Consider the following 20,832-nt stretch of genomic DNA (forward strand, 5'->3'; position numbering starts at 1 on the left):
CCTGCCCACACCCTTGGCCGTGATCATGCAGAAGTTCGGGAGTTCGGGGTCTGAGCTGCGTGAACTCCTGCCGTGATCATGCAGTAGTTCGCACGCACCCACGCCCACCTGGCCCGACAACCTTCGTGATCATGCACGAGTCCCGTCGCTGTCGACGTGCAGTCGCGCTCGTACGGCATGTGCGTGCCGCACATGCCGTACGCCCGTGCATGATCACCAAAAGGCTCTCCGCAGGTGGAAGGCCGTTTCTTCGAACTTCTGCATGATCACGGATTGAATTGGCGCAGGTCACACGTGGTCCCGGCGAACTTCTGCATGATCACGCCGAGGTTGCATGATCACGCCGGGGCTCAGGTTCATGGCGACGGTGAGGATCACGCCGAGGATCACGCCGAGGGTGAGGTGGTGAGGGTGCGGGATACGAGCTTGGGGAACTCCTGCATGATCTGGGCGAGTTCGTCCAGGTCGCCGTCGACCAGGGCCTGGGGGCCGTCGCACAGGGCCTGCTCGGGGTGCGGATGCACGTCGATGATCACACCGTCGGCGCCGACCGCGATGGCCGCCCGGGAGAGAGGCAACACCAGGTCACGGCGTCCGCCGGAGTGGGACGGGTCGATGATCACGGGGAGGTGTGAAAGTCGTTGCACCACGGGCACCGCCGAGATGTCCAGGGTGTTGCGCGTCGCCGTCTCGTACGTCCTGATGCCCCGCTCGCACAGGACGATGTCGAGGTTGCCGCGCTGGGCGATGTATTCGGCCGCCATCAGCCATTCCTCGATCGTCGCGGTCATGCCCCGCTTGAGCATGACCGGCTTGCCGGCCGCGCCGACGGCCTGGAGCAGCGCGAAGTTCTGCGCGTTGCGGGTGCCGACCTGGAGCATGTCGGCGTAGGACGCGACCAGCGCCACATCGTGGGCGTCGACCACCTCGGTGACGATCGGCAGCCCGGTCTTCTCTCTGACGTCGGCGAGGATGCGAAGACCGGCCTCGCCGAGCCCCTGGAAGGCGTACGGCGAGGTCCGCGGCTTGAAGGCGCCGCCCCGCAGCAGGGTCGCGCCGGCCGCCTTGGCCATCTCGGCCGCCTCCAGCGTCTGCTGCGGCGTCTCGACGGCGCACGGCCCGGCGATGAGCGTGACGGTGTCGGGGCCGATCGGCACGCCTTGTACGGTCACGGTCGATCGGTCGGGGTGGTTGTCCCGGCTGACCAGCTTGTACGGCGTGGACACGCGTACGGCGTCGGCGACGCCCGGCATCGCGCGCAGGTTCAGCGTTGCGAACCTCTCCACGTCGCCGACCAGCCCGATGATCGTACGGTTGACCCCCCGGCTGACGAAGGCCTCCCCGCCGGCGGCGCCGACGGCTTCGACGACTGACTCGATGTCGTCCTGGGTTGCCCCGGGGGCCATGACGATGACCATGTGATGCTCCTTGTCCGCCTGCTGATCGCGAAAACTGGGTGAAAAACGCAGAAGGCCCCGGATCCTGTCGGACCCGGGGCCTTTGTTCGCCGTGGCTGTCAGCGCAGCGCTTGGAGGCGAACGGTCCTCACGGGTCCGTCGCCATACCAAAACGCGAAAGCGTTGCGCATGGACCGAAATATAGCGCACGTGCTGAGTCGCCCGTCTCGGCACCCGGGGGGCGGTGCCAGTTGATCTACCTCTGGATGGCAGTATTGGTCCGTGCCGGAGATGTCTGAGGAGGAGAGTCGCCTGCCCCCGGGGCAGCACATCTCGCGAGGACGACCCGTCATCCACTACGGCCGGGTGCCCTCCTTCCGGCCGCAGACCTGGCGTTTTCAGGTTTTCGGAGCGACTGCTTCCGGCCAGGTCCACGAGTTCGCCTGGGAGCAGTTCTCCGGGCTGCCCACGACGACGCTGATCGCCGACTTCCACTGCGTCACCAAGTTCTCGATCATGGGCAACGAGTGGGCGGGCGTCCCGGCCTCGGCCCTCCTCGAACAGGTTCCTCCGGCCCCCGGCGTACGCCATGTGATGATCTGGGCCGAATACGGGTTCAGCGCCAACCTCCGCATGAGCGATTTCGCCAGGGAGACGACGCTGTTCGCCACCGAACTCGACGAGAAGCCGCTGTCGCCGGAACGGGGCTACCCGGTCCGGATCGTCGTCCCCCACCTGTACGCGTGGAAAAGCGTGAAATGGGTGCGGGGAATCGAGTACATGACCGAAGACCGGCGGGGTTTCTGGGAAGAACGCGGCTATCACAACATCGCGGACCCCTGGGAAGAACAACGCTACTCATATCAGGAGGAGCCGGGAGACGGCCCGCCCTGAGGCGCGTGAGCCGTTACGGTTTCCGGCGTGTCAGTTCTCGCCTGGATGGGGCTCTGCGCGGCGACCGGCGTGCTCGGATTCACCTTCGCCCGCGGCAGGGCGTGCCGTGGTGAACTCGCCGGGGAGCCGACCTACCTGGCGCTTCACGTCGCCGGGCTGGCCGCGCCGTCACTTCGCGCCGGCCTGACCAGCGGTTCCGCCCGCAAGGCCGTACGGCACCTGCGGACCCTGCTGGGGACGTCGGCGCTGGCCATCACGTCGGCCGACCGGGTGCTCGCGCGTGAGGGCGACGGCATCCCCGGTGACGACCGGGTGCTCGCCGAGGTGGCGGTCGTCATGGCGGGCGGCCGTCCGCATGTGATCGCGGGGGAGCCCGGCGCGGTCTTCGTGCCGCTCACGGTCGAGGGGCGGATGATCGGCACGCTCGCCGCCTACGACCCCGAGGTCGGCGCCTCGCTCGTGCGCACGGCGACGGAGGTGGGCCGCTGGGTCTCCGGCCAGCTGGAACTGGCGGAGCTGGACACCTCGCGCAGGCGCACGCTCGAAGCGGAGATGCGCGCGTTGCGCGCCCAGATCTCGCCCCATTTCGTCTACAACTCGCTCACCACGATCGCCTCGTTCGTGCGGACCGATCCGGAGCGCGCCCGCGAACTGCTCCTGGACTTCGCCGACTTCACCCGATACGCCCTGCGCAGGGTGCGTGACTTCACGACGCTGGCCGACGAGCTGAGCTGCGTCGACCGTTATCTCCTGCTCGAGCGGGCCAGGTTCGGCGACCGGCTGCGCTTCACCGTCCAGGTCGCTCCCGAGGTGCTCCGGGTGCCGGTGCCGTTCCTGTGCCTGCAGCCGCTGGTCGAGAACGCCATCAAGCACGGCATGCCGGGGGAGGTGCGGGTAGTGATCAAGGATGCCGGGCCGGAGGCGCACATCTCGGTGGAGGACGACGGCATCGGGATGGACCCCGAGCACGTCAAGGCCATCCTCGACCAGGATCACAAGGCGGGCATCGGGCTGAGCAACGTCGACCTGCGCATGCGCCACATCTACGGCCACGACTATGGGCTCGTCGTGGACACCGCCCCCGGTGAGGGCACCAGAATCCGCCTGAGAGTGCCCAAAAGCCGCATCGCCCACGACCTTCTGTAGTCGCAACATCACTGATTGTCGAAAGGTGGCTTGCGCGCGGGCGGGCCAGCGGGCACGGTGTGGCCATGCTGCGCGTTCTCGCTGTCGACGACGAGGTCCCCGCACTGTCCGAGCTCGCCTACCTCTTACGGCAGGACGCCCGGGTCGAGCATGTCACCACGGCGTCAGACGGAGGCGCCGCGCTCCAGGACATGGTCCAGATGATCGCCTCGGGAGACCGGCTCGACGGCGTGTTCCTCGACGTGCGCATGCCGGGACTGGACGGCATCGACCTCGCCCGGCTGATCGGCGGCTTCCCCTCGCCGCCCCGGCTGGTGTTCGTCAGCGCCCACGACTGCGCGGTCCAGGCCTTCGAGCTGGAGGCGGTCGACTACCTGCTGAAGCCGGTGCGCCCGGAACGCCTCGCCGAGGCCGTACGGCGCCTGTGGGCCGCCGTGGCGCCCTCTCCGGGTGAGGAGGCCACCGACATCATCCCGGTCGACCTGGCCGGGCGGACGAAGTTCCTGGGCCGCCAGGAGGTGTGCTACGCCGAGGCGCACGGCGACTACGTACGGCTGCACACCGCCGACTCCGCGTACCTGGTCCGGATGTCCCTCGCGGCCCTGGAGCGCCGATGGGGCGGCTCCGGCTTCATCCGGGCCCACCGCAGCACGCTGGTGAACGTACGGCACGTCAGCGAGCTGCGGTTCGACGCGGGCCGGGTCGTCCTCCAGGTGGGCGCGAAGGTGCTTCCGGTCAGCAGGCGGCACACGCGGCAGGTGCGCGAGCAGCTCGTACGCCAGTTCCGGACGGGTCCGCTGGCGGCCGCCGACGACCGCTGAGCCCGCGATCAGCGGGCGGCACGGCCGGTCGCCGGAAGGCCCGCTCGCACCCCTATCGACCGTTCGTCGCCTGAGGACTCCCGCTCATCGCGATTCGGCTCGCCGCATGGCGCGAACTAAGCACCGCTCGTCCGAAGCCCCATCCGCCCGTGTGATTACGGCTCGTAGTCTTTCCCGCGTCGCAAGACACGCGGAGTAGCAGCCAAAGTGAGCAGGGTGTCACCTTGGGGTTACAGGGCGGGCCCTGCCGGGGGGGAGGGCCGGCTCCGCGTGACGGAGCGTCGCGGAGCGGTCCGGCCACACGGGGGCCCGGACCGCAGCGGCTTCCGTGACACGCCTCGGCCGTCGGCCGAGTCCGGGCGGGGGGCCCGGAGTGAGAAGGCCGGTCGAACCCGGGCGGGGGGCCCGGAGCGGTCGGCCGAGTCCGGGCGGGGGCCCGGATCGAGAGGGACGCCTTGGGGGGCGGCCTGTGGAGGGGTTGGCGGGACGGCGCCCGGGGGCGCCGTCCCGGCTGGACGAACCGGGGCACGGCCGCCGGACGAGATCGACCGAAGTCAGCAGATGGGCGGACCCCGGCGCACGACCCGGGCGCGGCAACCACACGTACGGCAGCAGACCCCGGCGCGGACAGCCACATTTCGGCACGGGCAGCCAGACGGACGTCACCGGCCGGGGAGCGGAACCCGCATCGGCCGTGTCACAGACCCCTGAGCTTCTTCAGCAGCTCGATGTCCTCGCGGTGCTTTTCTCCCTTGCCGGGCGTCTCGATGCAGAGCGAGATGCCGGCGGCGACGGGATGGCGCATGAGCTCGCCGAACGCATCGGCTCCGATGTGCCCGGCGCCGATGTTCTCGTGCCTGTCCTTCTTGGAGCCGCACACGTCCTTGGAGTCGTTGGCGTGCACGAGCCTCAGCCGTCCCGGGGCGACCTCGTTGAGCGCGTCGAGCGTGTGCCGTACCCCGTCGGGGGCGGCCAGGTCGTGCCCGGCGGCGAACGCGTGGCAGGTGTCCAGGCAGACGCCCACCTTGGGATGGCCGTCGAGCGCCTCCAGGTAGGGCCCGAGGTCCTGCACGGTGGCGCACAGCATCTTCCCCTGGCCGGCCATCGGTTCGAGCAGCAGGTCCGGGCCGTCGTCGCCGATCTCGTCCAGCAGCGGCAGCAGGTGCTCGCGGACCTGCCGCATGGCGTCCTCACGCGACTGGCTGACGGCCGATCCGGTGTGCACGACCACGCCGGCCGCCCCGATCTGCGCCGCACGCCTGAGCGTGTGGCGGACCACCGTGACCGAGCCCTCCAGCGTCGCGAGGGTCGGCGAGCCGAAGTTCACCAGGTAGTTGGCGTGGACGAACGTCTGCACGCCGGAGTCGCGCAGCTTGGCGTCCTCGGCCGGGTTTCCCTCGGGGAGCGCCCAGCCGCGCGGGTTGGTGACGAAGACCTGGATCATCTCGGCACCGATCTCGGCGGCGTACCGCAGACCTCCGGTCGCCAGGCCACCGGCGACGAACACATGGCCGCCGATGAGGTTCGATGAAGTCATGATGCCGTCCAGCGTAGTGTCGGCCTCTTTGTGACCTGTCCCTTTGTGCCAACGTACAAACAGCCGCCGGGCGGGTGGGCGGCGGTTGGGAGTTCCCGCTCCTGGATTTGCGTCCGGCAGGGCTGTCTACTGGGCGGCATGCGACAACTCAGCCAGGAGGATCTCCGCGCCTGTTGCGCGTCCACCGCCTGGGTGGCGGCGGTCTCGGAGCGGCAGCCGTACGGCGACCTCGCCGCGCTCACCGAGGCGAGCGAGGCGGCCATGGCCACCCTGAGCTGGGCCGACGTGGAGGAGGCGCTGGCCGCCCACCCTCGCATCGGCGAGCGGCCGGCCGGTGAGCGCAAGGAGGCCGCCTGGTCGCGGAAGGAGCAGGCGGGCACGGCGACGGCCGGCCAGGCCGTCCTCGACGCGATCAGGGAGGGCAACGCCGCCTACGAGGAGCGGTTCGGGCACGTCTACCTGGTCTGTGCGACCGGCCGCAGTGCCGAGGAGATGCTGGCGCGGCTGCGCGGCAGGCTCGGGAGCGACGCGGAGACCGAACGGGAGACCGTTCGCGGGGAGTTGTCGGCGATCGTGCGGCTCAGGCTGGCAAGGCTCTGGGAGGGCGAGCGATGAGCCTGTCCACCCACGTGCTCGACACCGTGACCGGTCGGCCCGCGCAGGGCCTGTTCGTACGGCTCTCGCGCCGCGCCCCGCACGGATTCGTGCCGGTCGCCGAGGGCCGCACCGACGGCGACGGCCGCATCCGCGAGTGGTCGCCGCTGGGTCGTGAATGGAGCGCGGACGGTGATCCCCGGCCCGGCACCTACCGGCTGATCTTCGACACGGGCGCCTACCTCGGGAAGGACGCCTTCTTCCCCGAGGTCAGCATCGTCTTCACCATCCGCGACGCCGGCGAGCACCACCATGTGCCGCTCCTGCTCAGCCCGTTCGCGTATTCGACCTATCGGGGGAGTTGACTGTGGTCATCCTGGGTCCCAACAGGTACGGCAAGGCCGAGACGAGGGTGGTGCGGGTCACCCGGCACGGCGACGCCCACCACATCAAGGACCTCAACGTCAGCACCTCCCTGTCCGGCGACATGGAGGAGGTGCACCTCAGCGGGGACAACGCGGCCGTGCTGGCGACCGACACGCAGAAGAACACGGTCTACGCCTTCGCCCGCAAGCACGGCATCGGCGCGATCGAGGACTTCGCCCTGCTCCTGGCCCGGCACTTCGTCGACTCCCAGCCGACCATCCACCACGCCCGCGTCGCGATCGAGGAGTACGCGTGGGAGCGCAACGCCGAGGCGGGCCACTCCTTCGTGCGGTCGGGCCGGGAGACGCGCATCTGCGTGGCCCACTACGACGGCACGAGGGCCTGGGTGGTCTCGGGCCTCACCGGCCTCGTGGTGCTCAACACCACCAACTCGGAGTTCTGGGGCTACATCAAGGACGAGTACACGACCTTGCCGGAGACCCGTGACCGGATCCTCGCCACGGCGGTGGACGCGACGTGGCGCCACGCGGTCCCCGACCCCGGTGAGGCCGCCGACTGGGACAAGTCCTACGACGCCGCCAGGCAGGCCCTGCTCGCCGCCTTCGCGGGCACCTACAGCCTGTCCCTGCAGCAGACCCTCTACGCGATGGGTTCGCGCGTGCTGGCCGACTGCCCGGGGGTCTGCGAGGTGCGGCTGTCGCTGCCGAACAGGCACCACTTCCTCGTCGACCTGTCGCCATTCGGGCTCGACAACGACGGCGAGGTCTACTTCGCCGCCGACCGGCCGTACGGGCTGATCGAGGGCACGGTGCTGCGCGAGGACGCCCCCGACGCCGGACCGGCCTGGAGCTGAGCACGATGGACTTCCTGCGCCCCCTGACCTGGGACGAAGCGCTCGCCCTCAAGGCCGGGCGACCGGACGCGACGCCGATCCAGGGCGGCACCGACGTCATGGTGGAGATCAACCTGGACAAGGGCCGCCCGGCCGCCCTGCTCGACCTCAACCCGGTGACAGAACTCACCGCCTGGTCGCAGGAGGGCCCGGTGCTGCGGATCGGCGCCGGCGTGACCTACGCGCGCCTGATCGACGAGCTGGGCTCCCTGCTGCCCGGGCTGGCGCAGGCGTCGAGGACCGTCGGCTCGCCGCAGATCCGCAACCGGGGCACCGTCGCGGGCAACCTCGGAGCCGCCTCCCCGGCGGGCGACAGCCACCCGCCGCTGCTCGCCACCGGCGCGATCGTGGAGGCCGAGTCGGTGCGCGGCACCCGGATGATCCCGATCACCGAGTTCTACGCCGGGGTGAAGCGGCACACGCTGGAGCCCGACGAGCTGATCCGCGCGGTGCGCGTGCCCGTCGCGACCGGCCCGCAGTATTTCTCCAAGATCGGTACCAGGAACGCCATGGTGATCGCGGTGTGCTCCTTCGCGATCGCCCTGCACCCGGAGGAGCGGCGGGTCGGCACCGGGATCGGGTCGGCCGCGCCCACCCCGAGACGGGCGCCGGTCGCCGAGGACTTCCTCGCGTCCGAGCTCGACTGGGAGGGGCACCGGCCACTCGACCCCGAGACGGCCCTGCGGTTCGGAGAGATGGTCGCCGCCGCGGCCTCGCCCATCGACGACGTGCGGGGGCGGGCGGACTACCGGGTGCACTCGCTGGCCGTGATGGCGCGGCGCACTCTGGGATGGGCATGGAACGAATACACGGGGAGGAGGCAGGCATGAGGGTGAACGTCAGCGTCAACGGCGAGCCGATGGCCGCCGACGACGTCTGGGAGGGCGAGAGCCTCCTTTACGTGCTGCGGGAGCGGCTCGGCCTGCCCGGCGCCAAGAATGCCTGCGAGCAGGGCGAGTGCGGCTCGTGCACGGTCTATCTGGACGGCACGCCGGTCTGCGCCTGCTTGGTCGCGGCCGGACAGGTCGAGGGCCGCGACGTGGTGACCGTGGAGGGGCTGGCTCCTGCGGGTGAGCTGGACGAGGTGCAGCGCGCGTTCGTGGAGGCGGGAGCCGTACAGTGCGGGTTCTGCACTCCCGGCCTGATCGTCCAGGCGCATTCCCTGATCGAGAGCTCGCCCGGCGTGCCGGACGACGCCGAGATCCGCGAGGCCCTGGCGGGCAACCTGTGCCGGTGCACCGGCTACGAGAAGATCCTCGACGCCGTCCGCCTCGCAGCCGCCCGCAAGAACGGCCCCGCGTCATGAGGCCGCCCAAGGCGAGCCCCTCTCCGCGTGATCATGCAGAAGTTCGGAGAACGCCCCTCCCACCTGCGCATTCTCCGATCGTGATCATGCAGAAGTTCGACGCCGACCCCTCTGACCTGCGAGTTGCCTGTGCGTGATCATGCAGTGCGGCGGCTCGTCATCGAGAACGCCTACATCGTCCCGATCACAGGCGAGGAGATCCCCTCCGGGCACGTCGTGATCGAGGGGGACAGGATCACGGCGGTCGGCCCCGGCTCCGCCCCCGTGCTCGACGGCGCCGAACGGATCGACGGCTCCGGCTGCCTGGCCACTCCCGGTTTCGTCAACACCCATCACCACCTCTACCAGTGGGCCTCGCAGGGAGTGACCCCCGACGGCACCCTGTTCGAGTGGCTGGTCGCCAGCTACCGGTTGTGGTCGCGGCTCGACGCGGAGGTCGTGTCGGGGGCGGCGACCGCCGGGCTCGCCTGGCTGGCGAGGACGGGCTGCACCACCTCGACCGATCACCACTACGTCTTCCCCAAGGGCCGCGGCGACCTGTTCGACGCCGAGATCGAGGCGGCCGCCCAGGTGGGCCTGCGCTTCCACCCCTGCCGCGGCTCGATGGACCGCGGCCAGTCGCAGGGCGGGCTGCCGCCGGACGACGTTGTGGAACAGGCCGACGAGGTCCTCCAGGCCACCGAGGACGCGATCCGGAAATATCATGACCCGTCGTTCGGCTCGATGCTGCGCATCGCGGTCGCGCCATGCTCGCCGTTCTCGGTCACGGGCGACCTGATGCTCAGGTCGGCGGAGCTGGCCCGCTCGTACGGCGTGCGCCTGCACACCCACATCGCGGAGACCGCCGACGAGGACGAGCATTGCCGGGAGCAGTTCGGCATGCTGCCCGTCGAATACCTCGAACAGCTCAACTGGCTCGGCCCGGACGTCTGGCTGGCCCACTGCGTCCACCTGACCGACGACGACATCCGCCGCTTCGCCCTGACGGGCACGGGCACCGCCCACTGCCCGTCGTCCAACGGCCGGCTCGGCGCCGGCATCGCCCGGATCTCCGACCTGCTGCGCGCCGGGGCGCCCGTCGGCCTCGGGGTCGACGGCTCCGCGTCCAGCGAGATGACCCCCCTGGCGGGCGAGGTGCGCATGGCCATGCTCATGCAGCGCGCCAGGTACGGCCCGCGCGCGCTGACCGCCCGGCAGGCGCTGGAGCTGGCGACCCTCGGCGGGGCCCGGTGTCTCGGGCGGGACAACGAGATCGGCTCGCTGGAGCCGGGCAAGCTCGCCGACATCGCCCTGTGGCGGCTCGGCGGCTACCACGCGGCGATCGACGACCCGGTGGTCGCCTTCGCCTACGGTCAGACCCCGCCCCTGGCCAGGCTCCTCGTGGGCGGCCGGACGGTCGTGGAGGACGGCGAGCTGCGCACCGTCTCCGACGCCGAGGCCGCGGAGGCCGGGGCCCGGGCGCACCACCGCCTCATGTCGGCCGCGTCCTGGTTGTGATCGTGAACAGTGTGACCGTGAACAGTGTGACCATGAACAGTGGAGGCGTCATGCGCGAGCCCGCCGACCTCGTCGTGAGGTCACGCCGGGCCGTCACTCCGGAAGGGGAGCGGGCGCTGGCGGTGGCCGTACGAGGCGGCGCGATCGCGGCGCTGCGGCCCTACGACGATCCGCCGCCCGCGAGGGAGACCGCCGACCTCGGCGACATCGCCCTGCTCCCCGGCCTGGTGGACACGCACGTCCACGTCAACGAACCCGGGCGCACGCACTGGGAGGGGTTCGACTCCGCCACCAGGGCGGCCGCCGCCGGCGGCGTGACGACGATCGTCGACATGCCGCTCAACTCGCTGCCGCCGACGGTCAACGTGGCAGCCCTCGAAATCAAGAGGAAGGCCGCCAGGGGACGCGTGCACGTCGACACCGGTTTCTGGGGCGGTGCGATCCCCGGCAACGTGGCAGACCTGAGGCCGCTGCACGAGGCCGGCGTCTTCGGGGTCAAGTGCTTCCTGTCCCCGTCCGGGGTCGACGAGTTCCCCGCGCTCGACCGCGCCGGTCTGCGCGAGGCGCTGACGGAGCTGGCGTCGTTCGGCGGGCTGCTGATCGTGCACGCGGAGGACCCGGACTCCCTCACCGACCCCACCGGCCCGACATATCAGGAATTCCTGGGGTCCCGTACGCAGGACGCCGAACGCAGAGCCGTCGAGCAGGTGATCGAGCTGGCCGCCGGCACCGGGGCGCGGGCCCACATCGTGCACGTCTCGGCCGCCGCCTGCATCGAACCCCTGCGGCAGGCCCAGCGGGACGGCGTGCGGATCAGCGCCGAGACCTGCCCCCACTACCTCACCCTCGCGGCGGAGGAGGTCACCGGGCCCGCCTACAAGTGCTGCCCGCCCGTCAGGGAGGCCCCCAACCGGGACGCCCTGTGGCAGGCCCTCGCCGACGGCGTGCTCATGGGGATCGTCTCGGACCACTCCCCGTCGACGCCCGACCTCAAGGTGCCCGACTTCGCCGCGGCGTGGGGCGGCATATCCTCGCTCCAGCTCGGCCTGCCCGTCGTGTGGACCGCCGCGCTCGCCCGCGGGTACGGCCTGTCCGACGTGGTCAGATGGATGGCGCAGGGCCCCGCCGCGCTGGCCGGCCTGCCGTACAAGGGGGGTCTGCGGGTGGGCGCCGACGCCGATCTGGTCGCCTTCGACCCGGCCGCCGAGTTCACCGTCGACGTGGCCTCCCTGCACCACCGCAACCCGGTCTCGCCGTACGACGGCAAGACGCTGACCGGTGCGGTGCGGACGACCTGGCTGCGCGGCGTACCCGTCGACTACGTCACGCCGAACGGGCGATTCCTGACACCGAAGCCTGCCGGGGAGTGAGATGACCGATTTCATGAGCCTGCCCGATCTCGCGCTCCGCACGTACGGCGGGGCGGTCGTCGCCGCCAACGACGAGTCCTTCGCCGAGCGTGAGGCGCTGATCAGGCCGGGCCCTCCGGCCTTCCAGACCCACACCTTCGGAGCGAAGGGCCAGGTCTACGACGGGTGGGAGACACGCAGGCGGCGCGAGCCCGGCCACGACTGGGCGGTCGTACGGCTGGGCCTGCCCGGCGTGATCAAAGGCGTCGTCGTCGACACGGCCTGGTTCAAGGGGAACTATCCGCCCTACGCCTCCGTCGAGGCGTGCGCGATGGACGGATGGCCGTCGCCGGACGAGATCGCCGCGTCGGCCGAATGGGTGGAGATCGTGTCGAGGTCGTCGCTGAAGGGCGACGCCGTCCACCTGTTCGAGGTGAGCGATCCCCGCCGGTTCACGCACGTGCGGCTCAACATCTTCCCCGACGGGGGAGTGGCCCGGCTGCGCGTGCACGGGCAGGTCGTGCCCGACCCGGCGTTCCTCCACGGGCTCACCGTCGACCTGGCCGCGCTGGAGAACGGCGCCGTCGTGGTCGCCTGCTCCGACGAGTTCTACTCCTCGCCCAACAACGTCATCGCCCCCGGCCTGGCCCGCAACCAGTCCGAGGGCTGGGAGACCGCCCGGCGCAGGGACGGCGGCAACGACTGGCTGGTCGTCGCCCTCGCCGGCCGGGGCACCGTGGCGGTGGCCGAGCTCGACACGGGCAACCTCATCTTCAACGCCCCCAGCTCGGCCTCGATCCGGGGAATCGACGCGACCGAGGCGGCGCTCGACGACGACCAGGCCTGGTTTCCTCTGCTCGACCGGACGCGGCTGCAACCGGACACCCGGCATCGCTTCCGCCTCGACGGCGAACGCCGGATGACCCACGCGCGGCTCGACATCTTCCCGGACGGCGGCATGGCCAGGCTCCGGCTGCTCGGCACGTTGACCGGCTGACCGCCGGAACCGGAGAGGCGGCTCCCGGCCGGCTAGTGCCAGATCGTGATCTGGCTGCCGATCGGCTGCTGGCCCATGGGCCTTTCGTCGACCACGCGCTGGGTGCCGAGGACGTCGCGGGTCTTGACCTTGAAGCCCGCCGCCTTCAGCTCGTTCTCCGCGTCCTGGACGTTCTTAAACCGCACGTCGGGCACGTTGGCCATGTTCTGGCCCGGCTGGTTCTCCCAGGGCCAGTGCCATCCCTGGTCGGGGCCCTTCGAGACGGTCAGCCGCACGGGTGCGCCCGCGACCGTCTCCGAACCGCCGGGCGGGTCCTGGGCGATCACGGTGCCGGGTTCGGTGTCGTCGGCCGTCTCGTCGATCTGGACGTTGAAGCCCTTCTGGGTCAGGATCTGCTGGGCCTGGTCGCGCGTCATCTGCGTCACGTCGGGCATGAGCAGTCCGGCGCTGATCACCAGGTTGACGTCGGAGTTCTTCCTGACCTGCTTGCCCACGACCGGGTTGGTGCGCACCACGAGACCGCGGGGCACGGTGTCGCTGGCGACCTTGCTGACCCGTCCGACGTCCAGCCCGGCCTTCGCGATCGCATCACGGGCGGTGGCCTCGTCCATGCCTTCGACCTTGGGCACCGGCACGGTCTCGGGACCCGCGGACGGGATGAGCGTGATCACCGAGCCCCTGGCCACCTCTGAGCCCGCGGCGGGCTGGGTCTCCAGAACCATGTTCTTGTCGAGGTGATCGTCGAAGCGAGCTTTGCCGATCTTGATGACGAAGCCCTGGGACTCGCCCTGCTGCTTGGCCAGCGTGACGTTCCTGTCGGTCAGTTCGGGCACCTTGACGTTGCGGCTCTGGGAGAACCACCAGCCGGTGAGTGCGATTCCCGCGACCATCAGCAGGGCGAGCCCGGCGACGAACCAGCCGGCTCGGAAGATCCCGGGCTTGCGGGAGCGGGGTGTCTCGGGCGCCGCGGTCAACATGTCGGGCCGCGGGTGGACCATCGTGCGGGTCACGTTCGCCGGCGGGTTCTGCCTCGGCGTGTTCAGCCCGACGGCCAGCATCTGCCCCGTGCTGTACGGCTCGGCCGGGGCGGGCTGAGCCGGAGTGGCAGGGGGAGCGGCGTGTGCGCCCGCCTTGGGAAGCTGCTGCGGGGTCTTGGGGAGCTGCCGGTGCACCTGGACGGCGGCGACCAGCATCGCCGTGGCGTCGGAGGGGCGTTTGGCGGGGTCGCGGTCGGTGGCGGCGGCGACGAGGGCGTCCAGGGGCGCGGGAATGCCCTCGACCAGCGCCGACGGCACCGGGACGCTGTCGTGCACGTGCCGGTAGGCGACCGACATGGGCGTCTCGCCCTCGTACGGCTGCCGCCCGGTGAGCAGCTCGAACAGCATGATGCCGGCCGAGTAGACGTCGCTGCGGGCGTCGGCCACGCCGGCGGTGACCTGCTCGGGCGACATGTAGCCGATCGTGCCGATCATCATGCCGGTCTTGGTCTGGTTGGTCGCCTCCACGGCGCGGGCGAGGCCGAAGTCGACGACCTTGACCCGCCCGTTGTCGGTGAGCAGGACGTTCTCCGGCTTCACGTCGCGGTGGATGAGACCGGCCTGGTGGGCGGCGCCGAGGGCCGCCAGCACCGGGATGACGATCTCCAGCGCCTCGCGGGCGGGCAGGCGGCCGCGCTCGCGCAGCACGTCGCGCAGCGTCCTGCCGGGCACGTACTCCATCGACAGGTAGACGAGCTTGCCGTCGGTGCCCTGGTCGAAGACCTGAACGATGTTGGGGTGGGAGAGGCTCGCCACGGACCTGGCCTCGCCGATGAACCGCCGCACGAACTGCGGGTCCTCTGCGAGCGTGTGATGCATCACCTTGACAGCGACGGTACGGTCGAGCCGGATGTCCAGTGCCAGGTAGACGGAGGCCATTCCACCCCGGGCGATCCGGGACTCGACGCGATAGCGTCCGTCGAGCAGGTGCCCGACGATCGGGTCGGTCAGCGTCGTGTCCACCCGCCCGAGTTTACGGGTGATTTGCCACGCGCAGGGCGCGCGAATCCCAAACTGAGACCTTTTCACGTGTCAATTCGCGGCCAACTTGAGGCGCGTTTGGCGCGATAACCGGAATATCCGGCGTTTATTTCACCCCTGTCGCGCGGGTGACGACGCCTCCGCGTATCGCTTCATCGGGATGCGGCCGGCGAGCCTGGCCGTACGGCCGGCGGTGACCGCGGCACGCATGGCGGCGGCCATGAGGTCGGGCCGCTGCGCCCGGGTCACGGCGCTGGCGAGCAGGACGGCGTCGCAGCCCAGCTCCATCGCCAGGGCGGCGTCGCTCGCGGTGCCGATGCCCGCGTCCAGGATCACCGGGACCTCCGCGGCCTCGACGATCAGCTCGATGTTGTGCGGGTTTCGGATGCCGAGGCCAGAGCCGATGGGGGCGCCCAGCGGCATCACCGCCGCGCAGCCCGCCTGCTCGAGCCTGCGTGCGAGCGCGGGATCGTCGCCGATGTAGGGCAGCACGACGAACCCGTCGGCGACCAGCCGTTCGGCCGCGTCGAAGGTCTCGATGGGGTCGGGCAGCAGCGTGCGCTCGTCGGCGATGACCTCCAGCTTGACCCAGTTGGTCTCCAGCGCCTCCCTGGCGAGCCGCGCCGTCAGCACGGCCTCCCCGGCGGTGAAGCACCCCGCGGTGTTGGGCAGCACCTTGATGCCGCGCCGGCGCAGCACGTCGAGCACCGAGCCGCGTGCCACCGGGTCGAGCCGGCGCATCGCCACCGTGGTGATCTCCGTGCCCGACTCCTCCAGGGCCTGGTCGAGCACGTCGAGGGAGGGGGCGCCGCCCGTCCCCATGATGAGCCGGGAGGTGAACTTCTCCCCGCCCAGAGACAGCACGTCGTCCGGCATGTCGACCATCGTCATCTTCTCCGTCATCCTCCCTGCACCGCCGTGAGCACCTCGACCAGGTCGCTGTCGGCCAGCGGAGTCGACTCCCACGCGCTCCTGCTCACGACCTCGCCGTTCACGGCGACCGCGACGCCTGAGGTCAGCGACGTCAAGGTCCGTACGGCCTCGCCCACCGACGTCCCGGCGGGCAACTCGACGGCACCGCCGTTGATCGTTATTTTCATGGGCTGAGTCTCCCTGGGGTGAATCTGCCTGGATCGCACGCCCGCATGACCTGCGGCACCGGATCTTCGAAAAGCCCGGCGTCCCCGGTGAGGAGGCCGGCGACCGTCTCGGCGGTGATCGGGGCGAGCAGGACACCGCCACGGTAGTGGCCCGTGGCCGCGAGCAGCCCCGGCGGTCCGAGCGGGCCGACAAGGGGGAGGTTGTCCGGCGTGCCCGGCCGGAACCCGACGGTCGTCTCGGCCAGCTCCAGCTCGGTCACCCCGGGGACCAGCTCACGGGCGTCGCGGAGCAGCTCGTAGACGGCGCCCGCGGTGACCCTGCCGTCGAACCCCATCTCCTCCATGGTCGCGCCGAGAGTGATCTCGCCGTCGCCGCGGGGGACGAGGTAGGCCGCGGCGCCGTGCACCAGCCCCCGCACGCATCGGGTGAGGAACCCCTCGGGGCCGCGCAGCCGCAGGATCTGGCCCTTGACCGGCCGCACCGGCAGGCCGGGCACGAGGGCGGGCGACCAGGACCCGGCGGCGACCACCACGGCCCCGGCCTCCACGACCTCGCCGGAGGCCAGCCGTACGCCGGTGACGCGGTCGCCGTCTGCGGCCAGGCCCTCGGCCCGTTCGTCGACGAGCGCACCGCCAGCCTTGGCGAGGGCGGCGAGCAGCGCGCGCACCAGCAGGCGGGGGTTGACCCAGGCGTCGTCGCGGGCGAGCAGCCCGCCGCGCACCGCGGGGGACAACATCGGCTCCAGCGAACGGCACTGCCTGCCGGTCAGCCGCTCCACCCGCAGGCCGATGGACTCCTCGAACGACGCCAGATCCTCCAGGTGGGCCATGTCGTCGGCGCCGTATCCGACGTCGAGGGTGCCGTCGGAGCGGTAGTCGAGGGCGATGCCGCTCTCGCCTTCCAGATCGTCGCGGAACCGCGGCCACATCGCGAGAGACGCCAGCCCGAGCCGCAGCAGCGGCTCCTCGGTGTAGGTCACCTCGCTGACGGGCGCGAGCATTCCGGCGGAGGCGTGCGTCGCGCCGCTTCCCGGGGAGGGGTCGACGACCACGACCGACATGCCCCGCCGCGCGGTGCGCCAGGCGACCGACAGGCCCGCCACCCCGCCGCCGACCACGGCGACGTCATAGCTGGAGAAATGGGCCGGATCCCCGGAGTCGGTGGCGGCTCGCCGCAGGTCGGGCACAGCGCTCCCTTCGCCGGCATTACCCGGATCAGGTCGATTGCGGTCGAGAGCCGGATGCTCTCCTCTCAGCCCGGCCTGCCGGGCTCCCGCGCGTCTACCTCTCTAGCCTAGCCCTGATCAGAAGATTCACGCACAACCCGGTCATTACTCATTGTGCATAGTACTTAGCCAATTTGTTATCCAATCTCCATTGGCGGGTGGGTACGTCGGCAATCTATGGTCAGGTGGTGGATCACGTCGTGGTAGTGGGGGCCGGCCTGGCCGGCGTGCGAAGTGTCGAGGCGCTGCGTGCCCACGGGTTCGCGGGGCGGATCACGCTCATCGGCGAGGAACCCCATCGCCCCTACGACCGGCCACCCCTTTCCAAGGCGGTGCTGCTCGGCCAGGCCGACTCCACGGTCGTCGACTCCGACCTCGAGGCCCTGGACGTCCGGTTGTGCCTCGGCGTCGCCGCCAAGGGCCTGCGGGACGGCGTGGTGGAGACGACCGAGGGCGAAGTGCACTACGACGGCCTGGTCATCGCCACGGGCGCCGCGCCCGTCCGGCTGCGCGGAGAGGGCCGCCAGCACGTGCTGCGCACCATCGACGACGCGCTCGCCCTGCGCACCCACCTGGTCCGCCGCAGGAGGATCGCCGTGATCGGCGCCGGCTGGATCGGCGCGGAGGTCGCCACGGCGGCGGCGAAGGCGGGGTGCGCGGTCACCGTCGTCGAGGCGGGCGAGGCGCCCCTCGTCACCGCGCTCGGCGACGTCGGCGGCTACACCGCCCCCTGGTACGGCAAGGCGGGCGTCGAGCTGCGCCTGGGGGCCGTGGTGGGCAGCGTCGACCCGGACGGGGTGACCCTCATGTCGGGCGCCAGGATCGAGGCGGACGTCGTGCTCACGTGCGTCGGCGTGCGCCCCGCCGTCGACTGGCTGAAGGGCTCGGCCGTCGCCCTCGACGACGGCGTGCTCGTCGACGAGCACCTGAAGACCTCGATGGACAACGTCGTGGCGGCCGGCGACTGCGCCAACTGGTGGTCGCGCAGGTTCGGCCGCCGCATGCGCGTTGAGCACTGGGACACCGCGCTCGGCGCGCCCGACACGGCCGCGGCCACGCTGCTCGGCGAGGTCGCCGTCTACGACCCCGTGCCGTACTTCTGGTCGGAGCAGTTCGGCCACATGGTTCAGTTCGCCGGATATCAGGGGGCGGCCGAGCGCCGCGTGCTCCGGGGCGACCCGCTCACGGACGAGAAGTGGGCGGTGTGCTGGCTGACCGGGGAGGACAGGCTGGCGGCCATCCTCACCGTCGACCGGCCGCGGGACCTGGTGCAGGGCAGGCGGATCGTCGAAGGAGGCCAGCGGCTGGACGCCGCCCGCCTCACGGATGCGTCCGTGACACTCCGCGACTGCATTATGGCGTAATCGAGGTGTTTCTTAGCAGGTCAGCTGTGGTAAACGTGGGTTCGTGACGCTTACTGTTGCCAAGATCGACCGGGAGACCGACCAGCTCGTGGGGGAGTGGCTCCCCCTCTCGGAGGTCTCGAAGAGGCTCGGGCTGACCATCGGACGGGCCAAGCAACTACTCAAGGACAAGAAGCTCGTCGGCGTGCGCAGGGGCGGCGGCGAGCCGCAGATCCCCGCCGCGTTCGTCGGCGACGCGGACGTCCTCAAAGGCCTTCCCGGCACGCTGACTGTGCTGTCGGACGCGGGCTACGACGAGGTGGAGTCGATCCGGTGGTTGTTCACGCCGGATCCCACGCTTCCCGGCTCGCCGATCGACGCGATCTCGGCCGGGCGGCACACCGAGGTCAAGCGCAGGGCCCAGGCCCTGGGTTTCTGATCCCGGGCTTCCCGCCGGACCCCGCACGTGCGGGCCGATCACACGGTGGCATTGTGGTCGGGTGACCGACATCCGGCGAGAGCGACTCGCGCATGCCAGGCTCTATCTCTGTACCGACGCCCGGAGGGACCGCGGCGACCTCGAGGACTTCCTCGACGCGGCCCTCGGTGGCGGCGTCGACATCGTCCAGCTCAGGGAGAAGGGCCTGGAGGCGCGCGACGAGCTCGCCCTGCTCGAGGTCTTCCGCGCCGCCTGCGACCGCCACGGCGCGCTCCTGGCGGTCAACGACCGGGCCGACGTCGCCTATGCGGCCCGGCCCGACATCCTGCACCTGGGACAGGACGACCTGCCCGTCTCCGTCGCCCGGGAGATACTCGGCCCGGAGATCCTCATCGGCAGGTCCACGCACTCGGCGGACGAGGCCACCGCGGCGGCGGCCCAGCCGGGTGTCGACTACTTCTGCTGCGGGCCGATCTGGCCGACGCCGACCAAGCCGGGACGGCCCGCTCCCGGGCCATCCCTGCTTGAACACGCGGCACGGCTCGGCTCCCCGCTGCCGTGGTTCGGCATCGGCGGCATCGGCCTCGACACCCTCGACGCGGTCATGTCGTACGGCGTGCGCCGGGCGGTCGTCGTCAGGGCGATCACGGAGGCCGCCGATCCCCGGGCCGCCGCCGCCGAGATCAAGGCGCGGCTCAGCTCCGTTCCTCTCTGAACGTCCCTCAGGTGCGGCGGCTGGTGGCCGCGACGGCGAGGGAGGCCAGTGCCGTACGGGCGGCCTCCTCGATCGGGGCCTGGTCGAGCGCGAGCAGCGCGTCGTCCAGATAGCGCTTGATCATCTCCTCGCACGCCGCCAGCGCGCCGGTCTCCTCGATCACCGTGCGGAGCCGCTCGACCCCGTCCGCGTCCAGGCCGGGGTCGCCGAGGAGGCCGCGCACCGTCTGCTCCTGGGCGGGCGAGGCCTTCGCCAGCGCCCGCGCGATGAGGATGGTGCGCTTGCCCTCCCGCAGGTCGTCGCCCGCGGGCTTGCCGGTCTCCGCCGGGTCGCCGAAGACACCGAGGATGTCGTCGCGGAGCTGGAAGGCGATGCCGACCTGCTGGCCGTACTGCAGGCAGAGCGTGTCGATCCACTCCCGTTCCGCACGGGCGGCCAGCAGCAGGCCCAGCCGCAGCGGCTGCTCCACGGAGTATTTGCCGCTCTTGTAGAGGGCGACGCGCAGCGCGCCGTCCAGAGTGCTCTGGGCCTCGGCCTGTTCGCGCAGGTCGAGATACTGCCCGCACATGAGCTCGGTCAGCATGTGCTCGTGGACCGGCCGCGCGGCGGCGAGCGCCTCCGGCGGCAGGCCGCTGCCCCGCCACATCTCGCCCGCCCAGATCAGCAGCAGGTTGCCCAGCAGGACGGCCGTGCCCTCCCCGAACTGGGCGGCGGAGCCGTGCCAGCCCGCCTCCTTGTGCATCTGCTCGAACCTGCGGTGCACGGACGGCATGCCGCGGCGGACGTCGCTGGCGTCCATCACGTCGTCATGGATGAGCGCGCTGGCCTGGAGGAGTTCCAGCGAGGCGGCGGCGTAGAACAGCGCCGGATCGTCCGATCCGCCGGCCGCCCGCCAGCCCCAGTAGCAGAAGGCGGGCCTGAGCCGCTTTCCGCCCGTCAGGAAGTCCTCTGCCGTGGTCAGCAGCGGTGCCAACTCTGGGTTGGCGAAGAGCGGCCGCTGCCGGTCGACGAACATGCGCAGAGAACGGTCCACTTCGGGGCGAATGAGGTCGAGCGCAGCGGAACCGGTCATGCTTTGAGAGTAACCGCGGTTGATCCAACCTCCTATCCGTGGGCGCATCCGCCGTGGTCTTTTGTGACACGGGTCGCATCCGCCTCGCCCGTTGCTCTGGCC

21 protein-coding genes and 1 riboswitch are annotated in these 20,832 nt (G+C 70.9%); of the genes, 14 read left to right on the forward strand and 7 right to left on the reverse strand.

Annotation, left to right across the window (positions count from 1 at the left end; all coding sequences use genetic code 11):
- Window positions 1–386: 386 nt before the first annotated feature.
- Window positions 387–1,418, reverse strand: a complete 1,032-nt coding sequence (aroF, locus tag Pth03_RS11055) for a 3-deoxy-7-phosphoheptulonate synthase (RefSeq protein WP_203944099.1) — start codon at window positions 1,416–1,418, stop codon at window positions 387–389.
- A 270-nt stretch (window positions 1,419–1,688) separates the two neighbouring features.
- Between aroF and Pth03_RS11060 the strand changes: the two genes are divergently transcribed.
- The 3 genes from Pth03_RS11060 to Pth03_RS11070 all read left to right on the forward strand — a co-directional run bounded on the left by Pth03_RS11060 (window position 1,689) and on the right by Pth03_RS11070 (window position 4,258).
- Entirely contained in the window at window positions 1,689–2,291 is a 603-nt protein-coding gene (locus tag Pth03_RS11060; RefSeq protein WP_203944299.1) for a sulfite oxidase-like oxidoreductase, read from the forward strand.
- Between the two features lie 27 nt (window positions 2,292–2,318).
- Entirely contained in the window at window positions 2,319–3,437 is a 1,119-nt protein-coding gene (locus tag Pth03_RS11065) for a sensor histidine kinase (RefSeq protein WP_239118931.1), read from the forward strand.
- A 65-nt stretch (window positions 3,438–3,502) separates the two neighbouring features.
- The gene (locus tag Pth03_RS11070; RefSeq protein ID WP_203944100.1) at window positions 3,503–4,258 is read left to right on the forward strand and encodes a LytR/AlgR family response regulator transcription factor; all 756 of its coding nucleotides are present in this window, start codon (window positions 3,503–3,505) and stop codon (window positions 4,256–4,258) included.
- 697 nt (window positions 4,259–4,955) lie between these two features.
- On the opposite strand, the gene Pth03_RS11075 is transcribed toward Pth03_RS11070, so the two are convergent.
- Window positions 4,956–5,795 carry a deoxyribonuclease IV gene (locus tag Pth03_RS11075; RefSeq protein ID WP_203944101.1) on the reverse strand — a complete coding sequence of 280 codons (840 nt, stop codon included), beginning with the start codon at window positions 5,793–5,795 and terminating at the stop codon, window positions 4,956–4,958.
- A 138-nt stretch (window positions 5,796–5,933) separates the two neighbouring features.
- On the opposite strand from Pth03_RS11075, the gene uraD reads away from it, so the two are divergent.
- The 8 genes from uraD (at window position 5,934) to alc (ending at window position 12,817) form a co-directional block, all read left to right on the forward strand.
- Window positions 5,934–6,410, forward strand: a complete 477-nt coding sequence (uraD, locus tag Pth03_RS11080; RefSeq protein ID WP_203944102.1) for a 2-oxo-4-hydroxy-4-carboxy-5-ureidoimidazoline decarboxylase — start codon at window positions 5,934–5,936, stop codon at window positions 6,408–6,410.
- Window positions 6,407–6,754, forward strand: a complete 348-nt coding sequence (gene uraH / locus Pth03_RS11085; protein WP_203944103.1) for a hydroxyisourate hydrolase — start codon at window positions 6,407–6,409, stop codon at window positions 6,752–6,754. Before uraD ends, uraH begins: the two co-directional genes overlap by 4 nt.
- Before the next feature lie 2 nt (window positions 6,755–6,756).
- Window positions 6,757–7,629 carry a factor-independent urate hydroxylase gene (gene pucL / locus Pth03_RS11090; RefSeq protein ID WP_203944104.1) on the forward strand — a complete coding sequence of 291 codons (873 nt, stop codon included), beginning with the start codon at window positions 6,757–6,759 and terminating at the stop codon, window positions 7,627–7,629.
- Between the two features lie 5 nt (window positions 7,630–7,634).
- Window positions 7,635–8,498, forward strand: coding sequence for an FAD binding domain-containing protein (locus Pth03_RS11095; protein WP_203944105.1), 864 nt, complete (start codon window positions 7,635–7,637; stop codon window positions 8,496–8,498).
- Window positions 8,495–8,974 carry a (2Fe-2S)-binding protein gene (locus tag Pth03_RS11100; RefSeq protein ID WP_203944106.1) on the forward strand — a complete coding sequence of 160 codons (480 nt, stop codon included), beginning with the start codon at window positions 8,495–8,497 and terminating at the stop codon, window positions 8,972–8,974. Before Pth03_RS11095 ends, Pth03_RS11100 begins: the two co-directional genes overlap by 4 nt.
- Before the next feature lie 129 nt (window positions 8,975–9,103).
- On the forward strand, window positions 9,104–10,471 hold the full coding sequence (locus Pth03_RS11105) for an 8-oxoguanine deaminase (RefSeq protein ID WP_239118932.1): 1,368 nt from the start codon (window positions 9,104–9,106) through the stop codon (window positions 10,469–10,471).
- Window positions 10,472–10,521: 50 nt separating this feature from the next.
- The gene (allB, locus tag Pth03_RS11110; RefSeq protein ID WP_203944302.1) at window positions 10,522–11,841 is read left to right on the forward strand and encodes an allantoinase AllB; all 1,320 of its coding nucleotides are present in this window, start codon (window positions 10,522–10,524) and stop codon (window positions 11,839–11,841) included.
- Between the two features lies 1 nt (window position 11,842).
- A complete protein-coding gene (gene alc / locus Pth03_RS11115; RefSeq protein WP_203944107.1) occupies window positions 11,843–12,817 on the forward strand; it encodes an allantoicase in 975 nt (324 codons plus the stop codon).
- A 32-nt stretch (window positions 12,818–12,849) separates the two neighbouring features.
- Here the strand turns inward: alc and pknB are convergent, their stop codons facing one another.
- The 4 genes from pknB to thiO form a co-directional block, all read right to left on the reverse strand.
- Window positions 12,850–14,817: a Stk1 family PASTA domain-containing Ser/Thr kinase gene (pknB, locus tag Pth03_RS11120; RefSeq protein WP_203944108.1), complete on the reverse strand. Its 1,968-nt coding sequence runs from the start codon at window positions 14,815–14,817 to the stop codon at window positions 12,850–12,852.
- A 129-nt stretch (window positions 14,818–14,946) separates the two neighbouring features.
- Window positions 14,947–15,738 carry a thiazole synthase gene (locus tag Pth03_RS11125; protein ID WP_275413076.1) on the reverse strand — a complete coding sequence of 264 codons (792 nt, stop codon included), beginning with the start codon at window positions 15,736–15,738 and terminating at the stop codon, window positions 14,947–14,949.
- The gene (thiS, locus tag Pth03_RS11130) at window positions 15,735–15,935 is read right to left on the reverse strand and encodes a sulfur carrier protein ThiS (protein WP_203944109.1); all 201 of its coding nucleotides are present in this window, start codon (window positions 15,933–15,935) and stop codon (window positions 15,735–15,737) included. The genes Pth03_RS11125 and thiS overlap by 4 nt, the downstream gene beginning before the upstream one ends.
- The gene (thiO, locus tag Pth03_RS11135; protein ID WP_239118933.1) at window positions 15,932–17,122 is read right to left on the reverse strand and encodes a glycine oxidase ThiO; all 1,191 of its coding nucleotides are present in this window, start codon (window positions 17,120–17,122) and stop codon (window positions 15,932–15,934) included. Before thiO ends, thiS begins: the two co-directional genes overlap by 4 nt.
- Window positions 17,111–17,222, reverse strand: a riboswitch (TPP riboswitch). It overlaps the preceding gene by 12 nt.
- Window positions 17,223–17,349: 127 nt before the next feature.
- Here thiO and Pth03_RS11140 point away from each other — a divergent pair.
- The 3 genes from Pth03_RS11140 to thiE all read left to right on the forward strand — a co-directional run bounded on the left by Pth03_RS11140 (window position 17,350) and on the right by thiE (window position 19,658).
- Complete coding sequence (locus tag Pth03_RS11140) at window positions 17,350–18,525, forward strand: NAD(P)/FAD-dependent oxidoreductase (RefSeq protein WP_203944110.1); 1,176 nt, start codon at window positions 17,350–17,352, stop codon at window positions 18,523–18,525.
- Window positions 18,526–18,568: 43 nt separating this feature from the next.
- Window positions 18,569–18,943, forward strand: a complete 375-nt coding sequence (locus tag Pth03_RS11145) for an Rv2175c family DNA-binding protein (protein WP_203944111.1) — start codon at window positions 18,569–18,571, stop codon at window positions 18,941–18,943.
- 61 nt (window positions 18,944–19,004) lie between these two features.
- Complete coding sequence (thiE, locus tag Pth03_RS11150; RefSeq protein ID WP_203944112.1) at window positions 19,005–19,658, forward strand: thiamine phosphate synthase; 654 nt, start codon at window positions 19,005–19,007, stop codon at window positions 19,656–19,658.
- Between the two features lie 7 nt (window positions 19,659–19,665).
- Here the strand turns inward: thiE and Pth03_RS11155 are convergent, their stop codons facing one another.
- Window positions 19,666–20,730: a polyprenyl synthetase family protein gene (locus Pth03_RS11155; protein ID WP_203944113.1), complete on the reverse strand. Its 1,065-nt coding sequence runs from the start codon at window positions 20,728–20,730 to the stop codon at window positions 19,666–19,668.
- Window positions 20,731–20,832: the final 102 nt, after the last annotated feature.

The organism is Planotetraspora thailandica (assembly GCF_016863335.1).
Taxonomy (GTDB): Bacteria; Actinomycetota; Actinomycetes; order Streptosporangiales; family Streptosporangiaceae; genus Planotetraspora; species Planotetraspora thailandica.